The organism is Neptuniibacter marinus (assembly GCF_001597725.1).
Classification (GTDB): Bacteria; Pseudomonadota; Gammaproteobacteria; order Pseudomonadales; family Balneatricaceae; genus Neptuniibacter; species Neptuniibacter marinus.
The window spans coordinates 274,833-290,410 of sequence record NZ_LUTR01000003.1 but is presented as its reverse complement, the minus strand read 5'-3'; the positions used below and the strand labels follow the sequence as shown (position 1 = coordinate 290,410).

Annotated in this window: 12 protein-coding genes and 1 pseudogene; all 13 read right to left on the bottom strand. The window is 41.6% G+C overall.

Annotation, left to right across the window (positions count from 1 at the left end):
* Positions 1-52: 52 nt before the first annotated feature.
* Complete coding sequence (locus tag A3774_RS05010; RefSeq protein ID WP_231867940.1) at positions 53-2,551, bottom strand: bifunctional diguanylate cyclase/phosphodiesterase; 2,499 nt, start codon at positions 2,549-2,551, stop codon at positions 53-55.
* Between the two features lie 424 nt (positions 2,552-2,975).
* Positions 2,976-3,246: pseudogene (locus tag A3774_RS16740) on the bottom strand (macro domain-containing protein).
* Positions 3,247-3,441: 195 nt separating this feature from the next.
* Entirely contained in the window at positions 3,442-5,445 is a 2,004-nt protein-coding gene (locus A3774_RS05005; protein WP_067864036.1) for a methyl-accepting chemotaxis protein, read from the bottom strand.
* Positions 5,446-5,474: 29 nt separating this feature from the next.
* Complete coding sequence (locus A3774_RS05000) at positions 5,475-6,425, bottom strand: tRNA dihydrouridine synthase (protein WP_067864153.1); 951 nt, start codon at positions 6,423-6,425, stop codon at positions 5,475-5,477.
* Between the two features lie 246 nt (positions 6,426-6,671).
* Entirely contained in the window at positions 6,672-7,889 is a 1,218-nt protein-coding gene (locus tag A3774_RS04995; protein ID WP_067864033.1) for an O-succinylhomoserine sulfhydrylase, read from the bottom strand.
* 12 nt (positions 7,890-7,901) lie between these two features.
* Positions 7,902-9,419 (bottom strand): amidophosphoribosyltransferase, encoded by a 1,518-nt coding sequence (gene purF / locus A3774_RS04990; protein WP_067864030.1) that lies wholly within the window; start codon positions 9,417-9,419, stop codon positions 7,902-7,904.
* Positions 9,420-9,452: 33 nt separating this feature from the next.
* A complete protein-coding gene (locus tag A3774_RS04985) occupies positions 9,453-9,947 on the bottom strand; it encodes a CvpA family protein (protein WP_067864027.1) in 495 nt (164 codons plus the stop codon).
* 64 nt (positions 9,948-10,011) lie between these two features.
* Positions 10,012-10,575, bottom strand: a complete 564-nt coding sequence (locus A3774_RS04980) for an SPOR domain-containing protein (protein ID WP_067864024.1) — start codon at positions 10,573-10,575, stop codon at positions 10,012-10,014.
* A complete protein-coding gene (folC, locus tag A3774_RS04975; protein WP_067864021.1) occupies positions 10,576-11,844 on the bottom strand; it encodes a bifunctional tetrahydrofolate synthase/dihydrofolate synthase in 1,269 nt (422 codons plus the stop codon).
* A gap of 69 nt (positions 11,845-11,913) precedes the next feature.
* Positions 11,914-12,843 carry an acetyl-CoA carboxylase, carboxyltransferase subunit beta gene (gene accD / locus A3774_RS04970; RefSeq protein ID WP_067864018.1) on the bottom strand — a complete coding sequence of 310 codons (930 nt, stop codon included), beginning with the start codon at positions 12,841-12,843 and terminating at the stop codon, positions 11,914-11,916.
* Positions 12,844-12,858: 15 nt separating this feature from the next.
* The gene (gene trpA / locus A3774_RS04965; RefSeq protein ID WP_067864015.1) at positions 12,859-13,662 is read right to left on the bottom strand and encodes a tryptophan synthase subunit alpha; all 804 of its coding nucleotides are present in this window, start codon (positions 13,660-13,662) and stop codon (positions 12,859-12,861) included.
* A gap of 21 nt (positions 13,663-13,683) precedes the next feature.
* Positions 13,684-14,904: a tryptophan synthase subunit beta gene (trpB, locus tag A3774_RS04960; RefSeq protein ID WP_067864012.1), complete on the bottom strand. Its 1,221-nt coding sequence runs from the start codon at positions 14,902-14,904 to the stop codon at positions 13,684-13,686.
* The gene (locus A3774_RS04955) at positions 14,894-15,517 is read right to left on the bottom strand and encodes a phosphoribosylanthranilate isomerase (RefSeq protein WP_067864150.1); all 624 of its coding nucleotides are present in this window, start codon (positions 15,515-15,517) and stop codon (positions 14,894-14,896) included. Before A3774_RS04955 ends, trpB begins: the two co-directional genes overlap by 11 nt.
* Positions 15,518-15,578 lie beyond the last annotated feature (61 nt).

The following is a 15,578-nucleotide window of genomic DNA, read 5'->3' as shown; positions in this document are numbered from 1 at the left end:
CTGAAGCCTTTTTGAAACAGAGTCATTTCCTTTCTCAACAATTTATGCTTTATCAAGTAGAGTAACGCTCCATAAGTGATTCAATTGATAGGGGTCGATCAAAATAATAGCCTTGTACCAAATCACACTGATAGGCGACTAACTTTTCAAACTGTTCCTCCGTTTCAACACCTTCTGCAACCACTGTCATTCCACACGAATGCCCCAAACTAATAATCATGCGTACAAGCATGTCACTTTGCCCTCCCTCTAAAAATTTATTAATAAAGGAGCGATCAATTTTTATCTCACTTAAGGGTAAGTTATTAATATAACTAAGCGATGAATAACCGGTACCAAAATCATCCAGTGATAAACTAAACCCCTGTTCTTTTAGTTGATTAAATACAGGTAGGACTTTATCAAGCTTATGAATAAAAATATTTTCTGTAATCTCTAAAGTAATTCTACGTGGATCAATCCCTATATGGGTACATATTTCAATAACCGCCGTACTAAATTCTGGCTCTAACACTTGCATAGGCGAGACATTTACAGAGAGCCCTATTGCCCCTTTTCCATTAGGAGAAAACCGGTAAATATCTTCACAAGACTTTTTTAACACAAATAAACCAAGCCTGTGTATCAAGCCCGTCTCTTCTGCAGCAGTAATAAAGGTTTCTGGAGGAACATCTCCCAAATAAGAGTTACTCCAACGGGCCAGCGCTTCTACACTGACAAGCTTTTTAGTTGCTATATCGATCTGGGGTTGATAACAAACAGATATCTCATCACTGGTTATTGCATTAACGACTTCATGCTCCACATTCATTAAGTATTTTATATACTCACTGATAGATTCATCATAAAAAACAATCTGCCCTCGTCTCTGATTTTTTGATCGGTAAAGTACTGTGTCTGCTTTACTAATCAACACTCCTACATCCTTACTATCGTCTGGATATAGTGTGGCGCCGATACTACAGCTAACCGTTATAATTCTACTAGCTATAATAAAGGGCTCTGCTAACGCCCTTTGTATACGTTTGGCGTGTAAATGAGCATCCTCTTGGTTTTTAAGATTCGAATAACAAAATACAAACTCATCTCCACCAAATCGGCACACAGCGTCCTTTTCAGTAATAAGTGCCTTAAATGTGCAGCTAATCTCTCTTAGAAGTTGGTCCCCTACTGAATGGCCATAAAGATCATTCACATTTTTAAAGTTATCGATATCGATAAAAAATATTGCGAGCTTTCCCCCTTGCTCAGAGGTATATTTAATACTCGCCTCTACTTTTTGAGTTAATAAAAGCCGATTAGGCAGCCCAGTTAAATCATCATGTAGAGCCATATGTTCCATCTGATCTTTAACTTTCTGTAATCTATAGAAATCTAGCTCAATTCGCTTTTGAAAAGCCTCAAAACGCCGGGCAATCAAATGGCTGACGTACAGAGATACCGTAACCAACAAAATAATTGCTACAGCAGCTATAACGATCAGTTGAATTAAGCTTTGATCATTGTATTTAGCTAGTGCTTTCTCTTTTTTCTTAAGATACTTTTCAAATGTTTTGTAGTTAAAGCCCGTGCCTATAATCCAATCCCAGCCTTTAACTTCGCGAACGTAACTTATATGTTCAAGCGCGGCTTCTCCACTAATCGTAAGTGGTTTCTGATAACTAACATAGCCTCCTCCCTGCTCAACTTGTTTTGATATTTCACCAAACAAAGTATCACTAAGCTTATCGCCTATTGCTAAATCTATACCTAAAAAATCATTATAATGGTGCGATAGGAGCGTCCCTTGCTTATCCAGTACGACGAAATATCCTCCCTCTCCATACTCATAACCGGTAAACCAGTCGAGCAGGTCTTTTTTAGCATCCTGTTCAAAATCATCAATATATTCGCTAACTCCTATAACCCAACGATAAGGTTCAAACTCTCGAACAAAGCCTAGCTTCTCGAACTGCTTATCTTCGGAGCCATCTTGCTTCGGGAAGGTCCAATACAGAAAACCTTCTCCTTGAGCATCCACAATGTTAAGCAACCGTCGAGCAAAATAATTACCTTTTTTATCTTTGACATTCCATAGTGACTGGTTTTCAAGGCTTGGATTAAGACCATCCATCACTACCGTTCCTTGGTTATCTAGAATAAAAAAATAACCGCGTCCATTAAAAAAACTTATTGGACGGAGAGCTTCAGAAATCAGCTTAGTCATTTCAGACTTTGATTTATCTGGGTTATTAGCATAGATATGATGAGCTATAGCATAGGCTTCATAAACTCGCTCTTTTTCTTGGCTTTTCAGGGTTGCTTCTAATTTCGATTGCCGAAGGAGTAGTTGTTTATAAACTTGGTTTACTTGCGACCTAACTAGCTCTTTACGCTGATTTAACAATTCATTTCTAAGGTTTTCGATACTACGGACAGCTTTCATACGATTGTCTTGAATGGCCGCCAGTGTAGCAACCAACGCAAATACGCAAACAATAGCAACAGATGTATAACGGATTAAAAATAATAACTTTCTATTATCCGATAGCCTCATCGATATATCGCTCATAGCGCCTCGTTTGAAGCGCCAGTGCAATCTATAGAGGAAATAATGTAAAAAATAATTTCTCCCTCTCCTTTTTAAAGCTAAAAAAAATTAAGAATTCAGTAAAAAGCGCCCTTTATTCAATAGAATAAAGGGCAATAAAAATAGAACAGCTGAAACAGTGAAAAGTTACAATCCTTGTATTAGGGTAAATATCTAAGATAGAAACTACGTCTTTTAAGTATAGATAGAAAAGACTATTCAACAAGTCTATCTGATTTAAAATCTATACTTCTTTTTACAGTAGAGGGAGTGTCGATAGGAATAGTCTGTTCAACAAAAAAAGGGGAATAATAGAGCCTATGTACAACTTTTTAGCTGACAGCCCATAGGCTTTTTGTATTTTATCGCTAAAAACACAAAAAATTACTTTTTCTATATGCGGCATTCAATCTAACTTACCAGTTGTTGTCTCTAATGCCACAAGAGCAGTCTCCTCTAAGGAGTAACCATAAACGCCGCAACTGATTGCAGGAAAAGCAATCATTAAAAATTGATGAGCTTCCGCCAACTCTAAACAGGGTAGATGACTCTGGGCTAAGAGATCTGCCTCATTTCCATCCATACCAGATGGGACCGACAGTATGAATGACAAAAGCTGCGGGGAGGTTGTAGCTCTTAGTTAATCGTGCTGCACCAGTAGGGCAATCACCAAGCATTAACAATGACTTCAACCTGTAGACGGGTAATATCGCCTTGAATAATTTCTATACGTTTATCAATATTCATGGCCTTTTACGCAATATAATCTACATTCAATTTAATTAACTTAAGTACAACCTGTTACTTATCTTTAAATACGAAAAAACCCGAAGTAATTAACAACGGACTTAATAAAAATACCTAAATACTCGTTAACGCCGAGAAAAGCGCGCTAAAGCACGCTCAAGATCGGATGCAGATAGAGACATCTCTTCAGCTAGGCTAGAGGTATTCTTTGCAGCTCTCTCTGAATTATTCGCCACATCACTAATAGCAGCTAAGTTGTTATGTAAATCATTAACCAAACCGCTTTGCTCTTCTGCTGCGGATGCGATACCAGTGTTCATTATATTCATATCAGACAGGGCATTGTTTATCTCATGCAAGACATCACTGGTTCGAGCCATTTCGGATACATTTTCGGTAACTGAACCCGTTGTACGCTCCATCATAGCGACTGCGCGGGTTGCACAATCTTGCAATTTACTTAGCGTTTCACGAATTTCACCGGTAGATTCCTGTGTCCGCTGGGCTAGTGTTCTAACCTCGTCAGCAACAACAGCAAAACCTCGCCCTTGATCCCCCGCGCGCGCAGCTTCAATCGCAGCGTTAAGTGCGAGTAAATTTGTTTGATCTGCAATCTCACTAATCACACCTGAAACAGCATGAATATTTTGCACATCTTGATCTAATTCGCTAATAACTTCACTTGTGCTGCTAACCTCATTCGATAACTGAGTAAATGACGCTGTGGTTTTTTGCACAACTGATAGCCCTTCTGAAGCAATGCTTTCAACACCTTGAGCTGTAGTAGAAGCCATACTTGTATTTTGTGCTATTTCAGAAGCACTTGCAGATAAATCGCCTACACCATCCGCTATATGTGCGATTTCTTCTTTTTGTCGCGCAACACCATCACGTGTTTCAGATGCTTCACTCACTAAATGTTTTGAATTACTTGCCACAAGATCAGTCGCCCGTTGCGCCTCACGCACTAAAACTTCGAAACCATCAGCGACTTTATTCATCCCTGCCGATATGGCTCCCATTTCATCTTTACCTTGATAATCTAAGCGCGCAGATAAGTCGCCATTTGCCAGCTTTTCAGATATATCTTTAAACTCATGCATTGTTTGAATCGTTGAGCGATAAAAACCAAGGAACAGGTAAAAAGCTAAAAAAATGGTAATAATGATAACGGCCAAAATTAAATTACGACTAAAAATCTGCTTCTCTAAATAAGCATTCTCTTTCTCATATAAGGTGGGTAGCATACTTTGATATAAACTCAGAACTTTCTGAATGGCTGCAGTACCTTCGGCAAAGACTTTATTGGAATCCACCGTCAAGTTATCGGGTTCTATTACGTGTTGATGGATATAACTAATATAATCTCGGATCCCATCTTTTGCAGCCTTAATGTCATCAGCCATAGATGATAATTCAGGCATATCTAATCCAATGCGCAAAGCTGGATATACTTCATCCAAATGACCAATAACATTATTTAGATAAATAAATGTATCTGGTGTGAAAGCCCCCCTTGCTGCAACACCCGCTGCTTTGCCACGCAACTGGCCTGTTTCATCGATAATTAACGGTAAAAACACCGCAACATTATCAATTAAATAAGTATTACTAGCGCTAGGATCCAACTCTAAAGAAAACTCACGCAACAAAATATGATTGAAATCTCGTACTTTGGCAGAGAATTCGTTATGCAATTCAAAGTTCTCAGCTGGAGATTGATTGTTAATATTAGCGATCAGGTTCTGCCAATGTATATCTAAGTCAGCAAGAATCTCTTGTGTCTTCGGGCTGACATCTGTTGATCCTGCTATCAGATTAGACAGTGCCGCATCAACTTTAGCGCGACGATCTAAAACTTTACTTTCTACTGCTGTATTACCATTTAAAAATGCATTGGTCAGCCCACGATGTTGACCTATATTCACAACTAAAGGTTCGGTCAGCTGAATAATCTCGATGCCACGTAATTCTGACTGAGTTAAGTTAATACTGCGACTCAACTCCTGCCAGTACAAAACAACCGTTAATATCAACGGAATCAGAAAAAGGACACTAACAATAGTGAACTTTGCTGGGTATTTCATGCTACCCATCAGTTTTACTGCTGGTCTAATCCAAGATCCCATTTTTTACATCTCCACAATTTTTTGAATGGTTATTCAAACAAGCCATATAAGGCAAGCTTTAGTAAAGAAGGTTCCTTAATTTTTTTGATTTTTTCAAACAAAACCTCTGCTTCAGTGTATTCTCTCTGCAAGTGATATAGCCATTGTTTCACACGACCATGTACATATTTAGCGGCAATATCCTGCTCAACCCGATCTAAATATCTGTCCACAATCAGGAGTATTTCCTGCCAATCTAATGCTTTAACATTTTCATCCGCTTGATGATGCTTTATGACTTTTCCTAAGTCTGGTTTAGCGATCAACCCTCGTCCAATCATCACATCATCACAGCCACTAATATTTCTACATTTTTGATAATCCTGCCAATTCCAGACTTCACCATTGGCGGTTACAGGGATACTAATCTCCTCCTTGATAAGCCTTATCCATTCCCAGTGAGCAGGTGGGCGATAACCCTCAAGCTTAGTCCGCGCATGCACAGTTAAGCCATCAGCTTTAGCCTCTTCAATCGCCTGTGCATTTTCCATTGCTAAGAATTTATCTTTGTTCCCCAAACGCATTTTAGCCGTCACTGGGGTATCACTCGGTACGGCTATTCGAACGGCTTTAACAATTTCATAAATAAGTTCAGGGGTATCAAGTAAAACAGCCCCTCCTTTACTTTTATTAACTGTTTTAGCCGGACAACCAAAGTTAAGGTCTATACTAGGTGCCCCAAGCTTAGCCGCTTTGCGCGCATTACCCGCTAATACCGAAGGATCACTGCCAAGCAACTGTAATGCCACGGGCGTCCCCGCTCTTGTTTTACCACCATTAAGCAGTTCAGGACACAAACGCCTAAAAACCTTTGCCGGCAACACACGATCACTTACACGGACAAACTCAGTAACACATTGATCAATGCCGCCTATCTGAGTCAGCAAATCTCTCATTGTGTAATCAACAACGCCTTCCATCGGCGCGAGAATAATTTTCAAAATATAATTACAGGTAAAATCACTGGAAACCACTACATTATAGCTGCTATTAACAAAGGTACTTCAAAGTAAACAAGATAAGATGTTTTAAACTATAGAATTTATTAGATTGGGCTAAAAAATTGGCTCCCAATCCACTTAAACGAATTATTGAGTAATCCATTCACCGTCAATTGAAAGAAAATATACTTTCATATAATGAAAAACCCGCTCTTGGCGGGCCCTTATTATCGATATTACAACAAGCTAGAGCGCAGCTAAACCCCGTTGCATATCCGCCTTTATATCATCGATGTCTTCAATACCTACTGACAAACGTATAAGGTTTTGATGAATACCCGCGGAAACACGATCCTCTTCACTCATACGTCCATGAGTTGTCGTAGAGGGATGAGTAATCGTAGTTTTCACATCACCTAAGTTCCCAGTGATCGATACCATAGTGGTCGCATCAATAAAGCGCCAAGCAGCCTCTTGACCACCTTTAACTTCAAATGAAAGCACGCCACCGAAACCTGATTGCTGTTTTTTAGCTAGCTCATGCTGAGGGTGGCTCTCTAATCCAGAGTAAAATACACGTTCAACACCCGTCTGCTCTTCGAGCCAGTTAGCGATCTCAAGAGCATTACGGCAATGGGCATCCATACGAATTTTCAATGTTTCTAAGCCTTTTAGAAAGACCCAAGCATTGAAGGGGCTCATACAAGCACCGCCAGTACGGATAAAGCCAAACACCTCTTCCATCTCTTTCTGCGCGCCAACAACTACACCACCCACACAACGCCCTTGTCCATCAAGGTACTTAGTCGCTGAATGAATAATGATGTCAGCCCCCTGTTTTAGCGGTTGCTGAAGAACCGGTGTACAGAAGCAGTTATCCACAACCAACAAAACATCATGCTTATGGGCAATCTCGGCCACAGCTGAAATATCGGTTAACTCAGCCAGTGGATTTGAGGGCGTTTCCAAAAATAGAATTTTGGTATTCTCTGTAATTGCATCTTCCCAACATCGAAGATCCGTTGGATCAACAAATGTCGTAGTAATACCCGTCCGAGATAGGTATTTCTCAAAAAGAGATACCGTTGACCCAAACACGCTCCGGGAGCATACAACATGATCCCCCACTTTCATTAGCGCGAGGCAAGTGCTTAAAATAGCGGCCATGCCGGATGATGTAGCTACTGCGCGCTCCCCCCCCTCAAGGGCAGCAATCCGTTCTTCAAAAAACTGCACTGTTGGGTTGGTAAAACGAGAGTAGATATTCCCCTCCTCTTCTCCACCAAAACGTGCAGCGGCCTCACGTGCGCTTGAAAATACAAAACTAGAGGTAGGATAGATAGGATCACTATGCTCCCCTTCAAGGGAGCGATGCTGACCTGCGCGCACAGCCAAGGTACCCAAATCATATCCTTCAGGATCAAATTGAATACGCTCTGCACGTTCATAATCAGAAATAGACATTAATAGCGCCTCTTAATCTATTTTACTGCATAGGTTTGAAGACTCATTACTACCCGCCTGTTTATTCTTGCCTTTAGCAGAGTCTTTACGGGCAGCTTTTAAGCGTTTCAAATAACCAGCATCAATATCACCGGCAACGTATTGACCGTCAAAAACACAGGTATCAAACGCAGTAATTTTTGGATTACCATCGGAAACTGACTTTTTCAGATCATCTAGTTCTTGATAGATCATCCAATCACAACCAATCTTTTTACCAATCTCTTCATCTGTTCGACCATGTGCAATAAGCTCTTCAGCCGCTGGCATATCAATACCGTAGACATTTGGATATTTAACTGGAGGCGCAGCTGATGCAAAATAAACTTTCTTAGCCCCAACATCACGAGCCATTTGAACAATTTGACTAGAAGTCGTGCCGCGAACAATAGAGTCATCCACTAACATTACAACTTTGTCTTTAAATTCCATACCAATTGGGTTCAGTTTTCGACGTACTGATTTCTTACGCTGAACTTGGCCAGGCATGATAAAAGTGCGGCCAATGTACCGGTTTTTGATAAAACCTTCGCGGAAAGTAACACCTAACTCTTTCGCCATCTCCATCGCCGATGTACGACTGGTATCAGGGATAGGAATAATGACATCAATATCATGATCAGGTCTTTCACGAATAATTTTATCGGCTAAATTTTTGCCCATTCGCATACGAGAAACATGTACATTGACCTCATCCATTATTGAATCAGGACGTGCTAGGTACACATATTCAAACAAACATGGTGCTAGCTTGGTCTTTTCCGCACATTGCTGAGTGAATACATTGCCATCCATATCAATATAGATCGCTTCACCCGGTGCGATATCGCGAACACGCTCAAAACCTGAAATATCTAGTGCTACACTCTCTGAAGCAACCATATATTCAGTCCCACTCTTAGTTTCACGCTTACCATAGATCAAAGGGCGGATACCATGAGGATCTCGAAACGCTAACATGCCATAGCCGGTGATCAACGCAACCGCAGCGTAACCACCTTTACAACGTTCATGCACACGCTGAACCGCAGCAAACATATCATCCGCTTGTGGTTTCAACTTACCTTGAAGTTGCAGCTCGTGAGCTAAAACATTTAACAGTACTTCAGAATCTGACGTGGTATTGATGTGACGAAGGTCTGCACGGAACATCTGTTCTGCAACATCTTCCGCATTAGTTAGATTACCATTGTGGGCAAGTGCTATCCCATAAGGTGAATTAACATAAAACGGTTGTGCTTCTGCAGAACTAGAACTTCCTGCGGTTGGATACCGAACATGGCCTATACCCACATTCCCTGCCAGACGTTTCATATGGCGGGTACGAAATACTTCGTTCACCAAGCCATTGTCTTTACGCAAAAAGAAACGGTTTCCCTCACAAGTTACCATGCCTGCTGCGTCTTGACCCCGGTGCTGCAATACAGTTAGGGCATCAAAAATAGTCTGGTTCACATTAGATTTGGCTACAATGCCAACAATCCCGCACATTAAAACTCACCTCAAAGTGCAAACTAAAGAAATTTAGCGTCCCGCATTCCAGATCATGCGGCCAACATCGCCCGCTACATCTTTCGTCCATGCTTCCATTAATAAGAAATGTGGAATCAACTGCGATTCCTTAAACCATTGATCATTGATCGCTGGAGTCATTCCAATCAATGCAACAATTGCTACGATAATTAAACCGCCTCTTGCTGCACCAAAACCTATACCTAAAATCCGGTCGGTTGCCGAAAGGCCTGTCGCTTCGACAAGAACCCCTATCAACTTATTGACCAAAGCCCCAACAATTAGTGCCGCTATAAAAAGAATAGCGAAGGCTGCGGCCAAACGTACTGATGGTGTCTGAATATAAGGTTCGAGTAAAAAAGACAGTGATTGACTAAACAATCGAGCCACTACAAACGCAGAAACCCAAGTAATCAGTGATAACGCCTCACGGACAAAGCCTCGTTTCAAACTAAATAAGCTTGAAATCCCTATAATCGTTAAGATAGTCCAGTCAGCCCAATTCATATCCACTGCTCAATGTAAAATTGCGCGCATTTTATCAGAGTTTCTAACACCACTAAACGTATTCTTACTGCGTCGTAAAGCGAACAATAATACCATTAAGTCCGAAGTCAGTTTTTAACTTCAATTTAAGTGCTTCTAATCTAGACTTTTGGAACTCAGGTCCAACATACACTTTGACTAAATCACCCTGCTTTCGGGTAAAAACTTTATGTCCTTCGGCGATCAATTGTTTGCGTAAACCTTTTGCATTAGCTTCATCTTTAAAACTAGCTAATTGTAAAGTCCAAGCAACTGGCACGCCTTGTTGATCTAAAACAGGTTGTTCTTTATGAATATCGATGTCGATTTTATGGTCTGCGGCTTCTTTATCTATCACTTTTTGTACATTCTCCGGTGCTTTAGGCAAAGGTACTGGTGACATTGGTTCCGCAGCTAATGATGTATCGGGTAATGCTTGATTCTGAGGTTGAATTCGTACAATTTCTGGACGTTCGGGCGCTTCTGGTATTTCAGATGTGAGATGACGTTCTTGATAGCCAGCCCCATCAAAAAAAATAGGAAAAACAATAACAGCGGAGACTAAAATCACAGCTAACCCTGTCAGCCGATATTTAATTTTTTGCTGCATTTACTCTTCCTTTCCTAATGCGGCCAGCGCAGCGCTGACAGTAAAAAACGATCCGGCAATAATAACATCACCAGACCTGTTGTGGTTATTTTTAAATAGATTTAAAGCATCAGCTACAGTGGAAAACTGCTTTACCGGCGTATTGCTAGGAAGAAACTCGGCTAACGCTGAAGCTTTTTGGCCTCTAGGTACATTTAGATCAACAAAATAGAGACAATCAACCTTAGGTGCCAACAACTCAATCACTTGACGACAATCTTTATCTGCAAGCATCCCGAGTACTAGAGTTACCTCACCTGTCATAGATTCAATTTTTTGACTTAAAAGTTCAGCAGCTTCAGGATTATGTGCAACATCTAACCAATAACGTGTATTACCTACTTCTATTAACTGCATTCGTCCGGTTAAGGTAGCTGTACCTATACCTGAACGAATAACTTCTTCATCCACCTTCAGACCTACACATTGAATGACTTGTAAAACTGTCGCGGCATTTTGAATAGGTAAATGGGGCAGAGGAATATTATGGATAAACAGCTTTTCTCCTACTGAAGATAGTCCTTGCCACGACCAACTATCCATTTCCTGCGTATAAGAGAACTCTTTTCCTGACTGAAATAACTGAGCGTCTAGCTCATTCGCAACGGAAGATACTGATAACGGAGGATTAAGATCACCACAAACTGCAGGCCTAGATGATCGAAATATACCTGCTTTTTCTCTGCCGATATCCTCTCTATTATCGCCCAGCCAATCTATATGATCGAGCGCAACAGTCGTTACCACCGCAACATCTGCATCGATTATATTGACAGCATCTAAGCGCCCACCCAACCCAACTTCTAGAAGTACCAAATCAAGTTTTAAGTCAGAAAAAATAAGCAAGGCCGCTAAAGCACCAAACTCAAAATAGGTCAAAGGTATTTGACCCCGAGCGTTATCTATTCTTGCAAAGACAGAACAAAGCAAACTATCAGATGCATTCACACCGTCTATTTTAACTCGTTCGTTATAATGAAGAAAATGAGGGGAGGTAAAACACCCGACAGAGTAACCTGCCTTGTGATAAATTGAATCAAGATAGCTGACTGTAGAGCCTTTACCGTTAGTTCCAGCAATAGTAATTACTTTGGAAGCGGAAAGGTCTATAGCTAATGAATTAGCAACCGTTTTAATACGTTCTAACCCAAGCTCAATTTCAGAAGGATGGCAACTTTCCATCCATGCAAGCCATTCAGTCAGAGTAAAATTTTTCGCCGTTTGATTCATAACTACTTAGTGATAGAAAACTAAAATGGCCGGCGTTTTCACGTCGGCCATTAAGATTATTGCTAATACTTAGTCATTAACAGGTGAAGGTGGTATTTCCGCATCAGAAACTACCTCTCCTTCAACAGTCTCAACTATAGGTACAGGACTCTCATGCACAAACTTGCGCAAAATTCTGGATAGGCCTGATCGCATTTCACTGCGATTAATAATCATATCCACTTGACCATGCTCTAATAGGAACTCACTACGCTGAAAACCTTCTGGTAGTTTTTCACGTACGGTTTGCTCTATTACACGCGGTCCAGCAAAGCCCATTAGCGCCTTAGGCTCAGCAATATTTAGATCGCCCAACATTGCCAGAGACGCGGAAACACCACCATAAACCGGATCAGTTAACACTGACAAGTAAGGTGTGCCTTGCAAGCGCAGCTTCTCAAGAATAGCACTCGTTTTTGCCATCTGGAAAAGAGAAAACAGCGCTTCCTGCATACGTGCCCCACCTGAGGCAGAAAAGCAAATAAAAGGTATATTCTCTTCAAGAGCAATATTAGCTGCACGAACAAAACGTTCACCCACAACCGCTCCCATAGAGCCACCCATAAAGCTGAACTCAAAAGCCACGGCTACAATTGGCATACCTTCGAGCTCACCGCGCATGGCAATCAGGGCATCTTTCTCCCCTGTCGCTTTTTGAGCGGCGGCTAAACGATCTTTATATTTTTTTGAGTCTCTGAATTTCAAGCGATCAATAGGCTCAATATCAACACCGATCTCTTGGCGATTAGCTTCATCCAGAAACAACTCCAAGCGACGACGCGCATGAAGACGCATGTGATGATCACATTTAGGACAAACATTCAGGTTTTTCTCTAATTCTGGACGATACAGAACAGATTCACACTTTGGGCACTTTTTCCAAAGTCCCTCAGGAATATTTGAACGTTTTTTCTCTGAACGTACCAGAGAAGGAACGATTTTTTCCAGCCAGTTACTCATTTTTTAAAACCCTAATTAGCTGTCCATTGCAATACGCATATCTTTTATAATTGCAGATACTTGCGGCGCTATCTGCCCATGCTCTTTCACTAGATCTGCGATCTTATTCACCAAAACACTGCCGACTATCACACCATCAGCTACTGCAGAAACAGCTTTTGCAGAATCGGCATCTTTTATCCCAAAGCCAACACCTAATGGTATATCTGTATATTGACGAATATCTTCTAGCTTATCGGCTACTTCCTGAACATTCAGTGAAGCCGATCCAGTGACACCTTTAACTGAAACATAATAAAGGTAACCGCTGCCATTTTCGCAGATATATTTAATACGTTCATCTTCAGTAGTAGGTGCGATTAAATAAATGGTATCTATGCCATGCGCCCGCATGATCTGATTAAAGTTATCAGACTCTTCAGGCGGCAGATCAACCGTTAATACACCATCAACACCCGCTTTTTTCGCTTCGTCCGCAAAGCGTTTGTAACCTATGATCTCTATAGGATTCAAATAGCCCATTAAGACAATCGGCGTAACGGTATCTTGTTTACGAAACTCCGCTACCATGTCCAAGACATCAAGCAAACGAGTATTGTGCTGTAATGCACGCTCGCAAGCTAATTGAATGACAGGGCCATCAGCCATAGGATCAGAGAAAGGCACTCCTAATTCAATTATATCAGCACCCGCTTCAACTAAACCATGTAAAAGGCCTACTGTTACACTCGGTGCAGGATCGCCTGCGGTTACATAAGGAATGAGCGCTTTGCGCCCTTCCGATTTTAGCTTTTCAAAGCTAGTACTTATACGACTCATAATTCAGTTCCCTCGCACAAATCAGATATTGATGCCATCGATCTGTGCGACCGTATGAATATCTTTATCACCACGACCAGATAGGTTGACCACAATGGTCTGATCCTTATCCATCTCTTTTGCCAATTTCATTGCATAAGCTACCGCATGGCTAGATTCAATGGCGGGCATTATACCTTCTATACGTGTCAAGGCACGGAAAGCATCCATCGCTTCATCATCTGTAGCATCTACATAAACAGCTCTGCCTATATCCTTAAGATAGGAATGTTCTGGCCCTACACCCGGATAATCCAAACCCGCGGATACTGAATGTGTACCAATAATCTGACCGGCATCGTCGGACATTAAGTAAGTACGATTACCATGTAAGACACCGGGGCTACCTGCTGATAGGGGAGCGGCATGCTGACCCGTTTGGATACCGTAACCACCCGCTTCAACACCAAACATTTTAACATCAGCATCTTCGATAAATGGATGAAACAGACCTATTGCATTTGAGCCACCACCCACACAAGCAACCAAAGCATCCGGTAAACGGCCTATTTGCGTCAAACATTGCTGACGCGCTTCACGTCCAATAACGCATTGGAAGTCACGCACAAGCTTGGGATAAGGATGAGGGCCTGCAGCAGTGCCGATAATATAAAATGTATCATCAACATTAGTTACCCAGTCGCGCATCGCTTCGTTCATGGCGTCTTTCAGTGTACGAGTGCCTGACTCGACAGCAATCACTTCTGCACCAAGAAGCTTCATACGATAAACATTAAGTGACTGTCGCTGAACATCTTCAGCACCCATATATACTTTGCACTCAAGGCCTAGGCGCGCAGCAACCGTTGCAGTCGCAACACCATGCTGCCCCGCTCCAGTCTCTGCAATTACACGCGGTTTACCGGTAAACTTAGCCAGTAATGCCTGGCCAATCGTATTATTAATTTTATGAGCACCCGTATGGTTCAAATCTTCACGTTTCAGATAGATCTGAGCGCCGCCCACCTTATCAGACAGGTGCGACGCATGATAAAGAGGTGAAGGGCGGCCTACATAATGAGCAAGGTCGCGGTCAAACTCTTCCTGAAACGCTGGATCTCGCCACAACTTTTCATAAGTTTCTTCTAACTGCTTAAGCGCAGCCATTAGAGTTTCGGAAACGAAACGCCCACCGTAAGGGCCAAAATGGCCTTTACTATCGGGCAACTGAGCAAGTGCTTTAAGATCGATATTAGTTGGCACGGGTTACCTCATTTATAAACTTATCAATTTTAACGGCATCTTTAATGCCTTTACTCTGCTCAACACCACCACTGACATCAATGGCAAATGGCTGAACAGCGCTTACTGCTTGCGCAACATTTTCACAGGTTAATCCTCCTGCCAATATAATTGGCGATGGATGTATTTTAGGGATCAGATCCCAATCAAATACTTCACCTGTGCCACCGGGAACACCGGGGCGGTATGCATCCAATAAAATAGCCTGACCTTCAGCGTATTTATGAGACTCTACATCTAGATCGAGACCCGGTTTCATACGCAACGCTTTTATATAAGGTCGAGAAAAGCTATTGCAAAAATCTGGAGTCTCATCACCGTGAAATTGCAGTAAATCTATACGTGTTTGTTTAATAACTAGATCAATGTATGCGGCATCAGCGTTAACAAATAACCCTGTCGTCGTTACAAAGGCGGGGAGCTGCCTAATAATAGCCGCAGCGGCCTCCGGCTCAATGGCACGCGGGCTCTTTGCATAAAAAACAAAGCCTAACGCATCAGCACCTGAGCTAACCGCTGCTAAAGCATCTTCAAGACGAGTAATGCCACATATTTTAACGCGCGTTCTATTCACTAGCTGAAATTTCACATGAAAAAGTCATTGAGTGCAGATCTTATCAGATTGCATCGCTTTA

Bases quoted from the DNA above. Each gene is read 5' to 3' on its own strand.
- A3774_RS05010 (WP_231867940.1), bottom strand. From the start codon at position 2,551: ATGAGCGATATATCGATGAGGCTATCGGATAATAGAAAGTTATTATTT.
- A3774_RS05005 (WP_067864036.1), bottom strand. From the start codon at position 5,445: ATGGGATCTTGGATTAGACCAGCAGTAAAACTGATGGGTAGCATGAAA.
- A3774_RS04995 (WP_067864033.1), bottom strand. From the start codon at position 7,889: ATGTCTATTTCTGATTATGAACGTGCAGAGCGTATTCAATTTGATCCT.
- purF (WP_067864030.1), bottom strand. From the start codon at position 9,419: ATGTGCGGGATTGTTGGCATTGTAGCCAAATCTAATGTGAACCAGACT.
- A3774_RS04985 (WP_067864027.1), bottom strand. From the start codon at position 9,947: ATGAATTGGGCTGACTGGACTATCTTAACGATTATAGGGATTTCAAGC.
- A3774_RS04980 (WP_067864024.1), bottom strand. From the start codon at position 10,575: ATGCAGCAAAAAATTAAATATCGGCTGACAGGGTTAGCTGTGATTTTA.
- folC (WP_067864021.1), bottom strand. From the start codon at position 11,844: ATGAATCAAACGGCGAAAAATTTTACTCTGACTGAATGGCTTGCATGG.
- accD (WP_067864018.1), bottom strand. From the start codon at position 12,843: ATGAGTAACTGGCTGGAAAAAATCGTTCCTTCTCTGGTACGTTCAGAG.
- trpA (WP_067864015.1), bottom strand. From the start codon at position 13,662: ATGAGTCGTATAAGTACTAGCTTTGAAAAGCTAAAATCGGAAGGGCGC.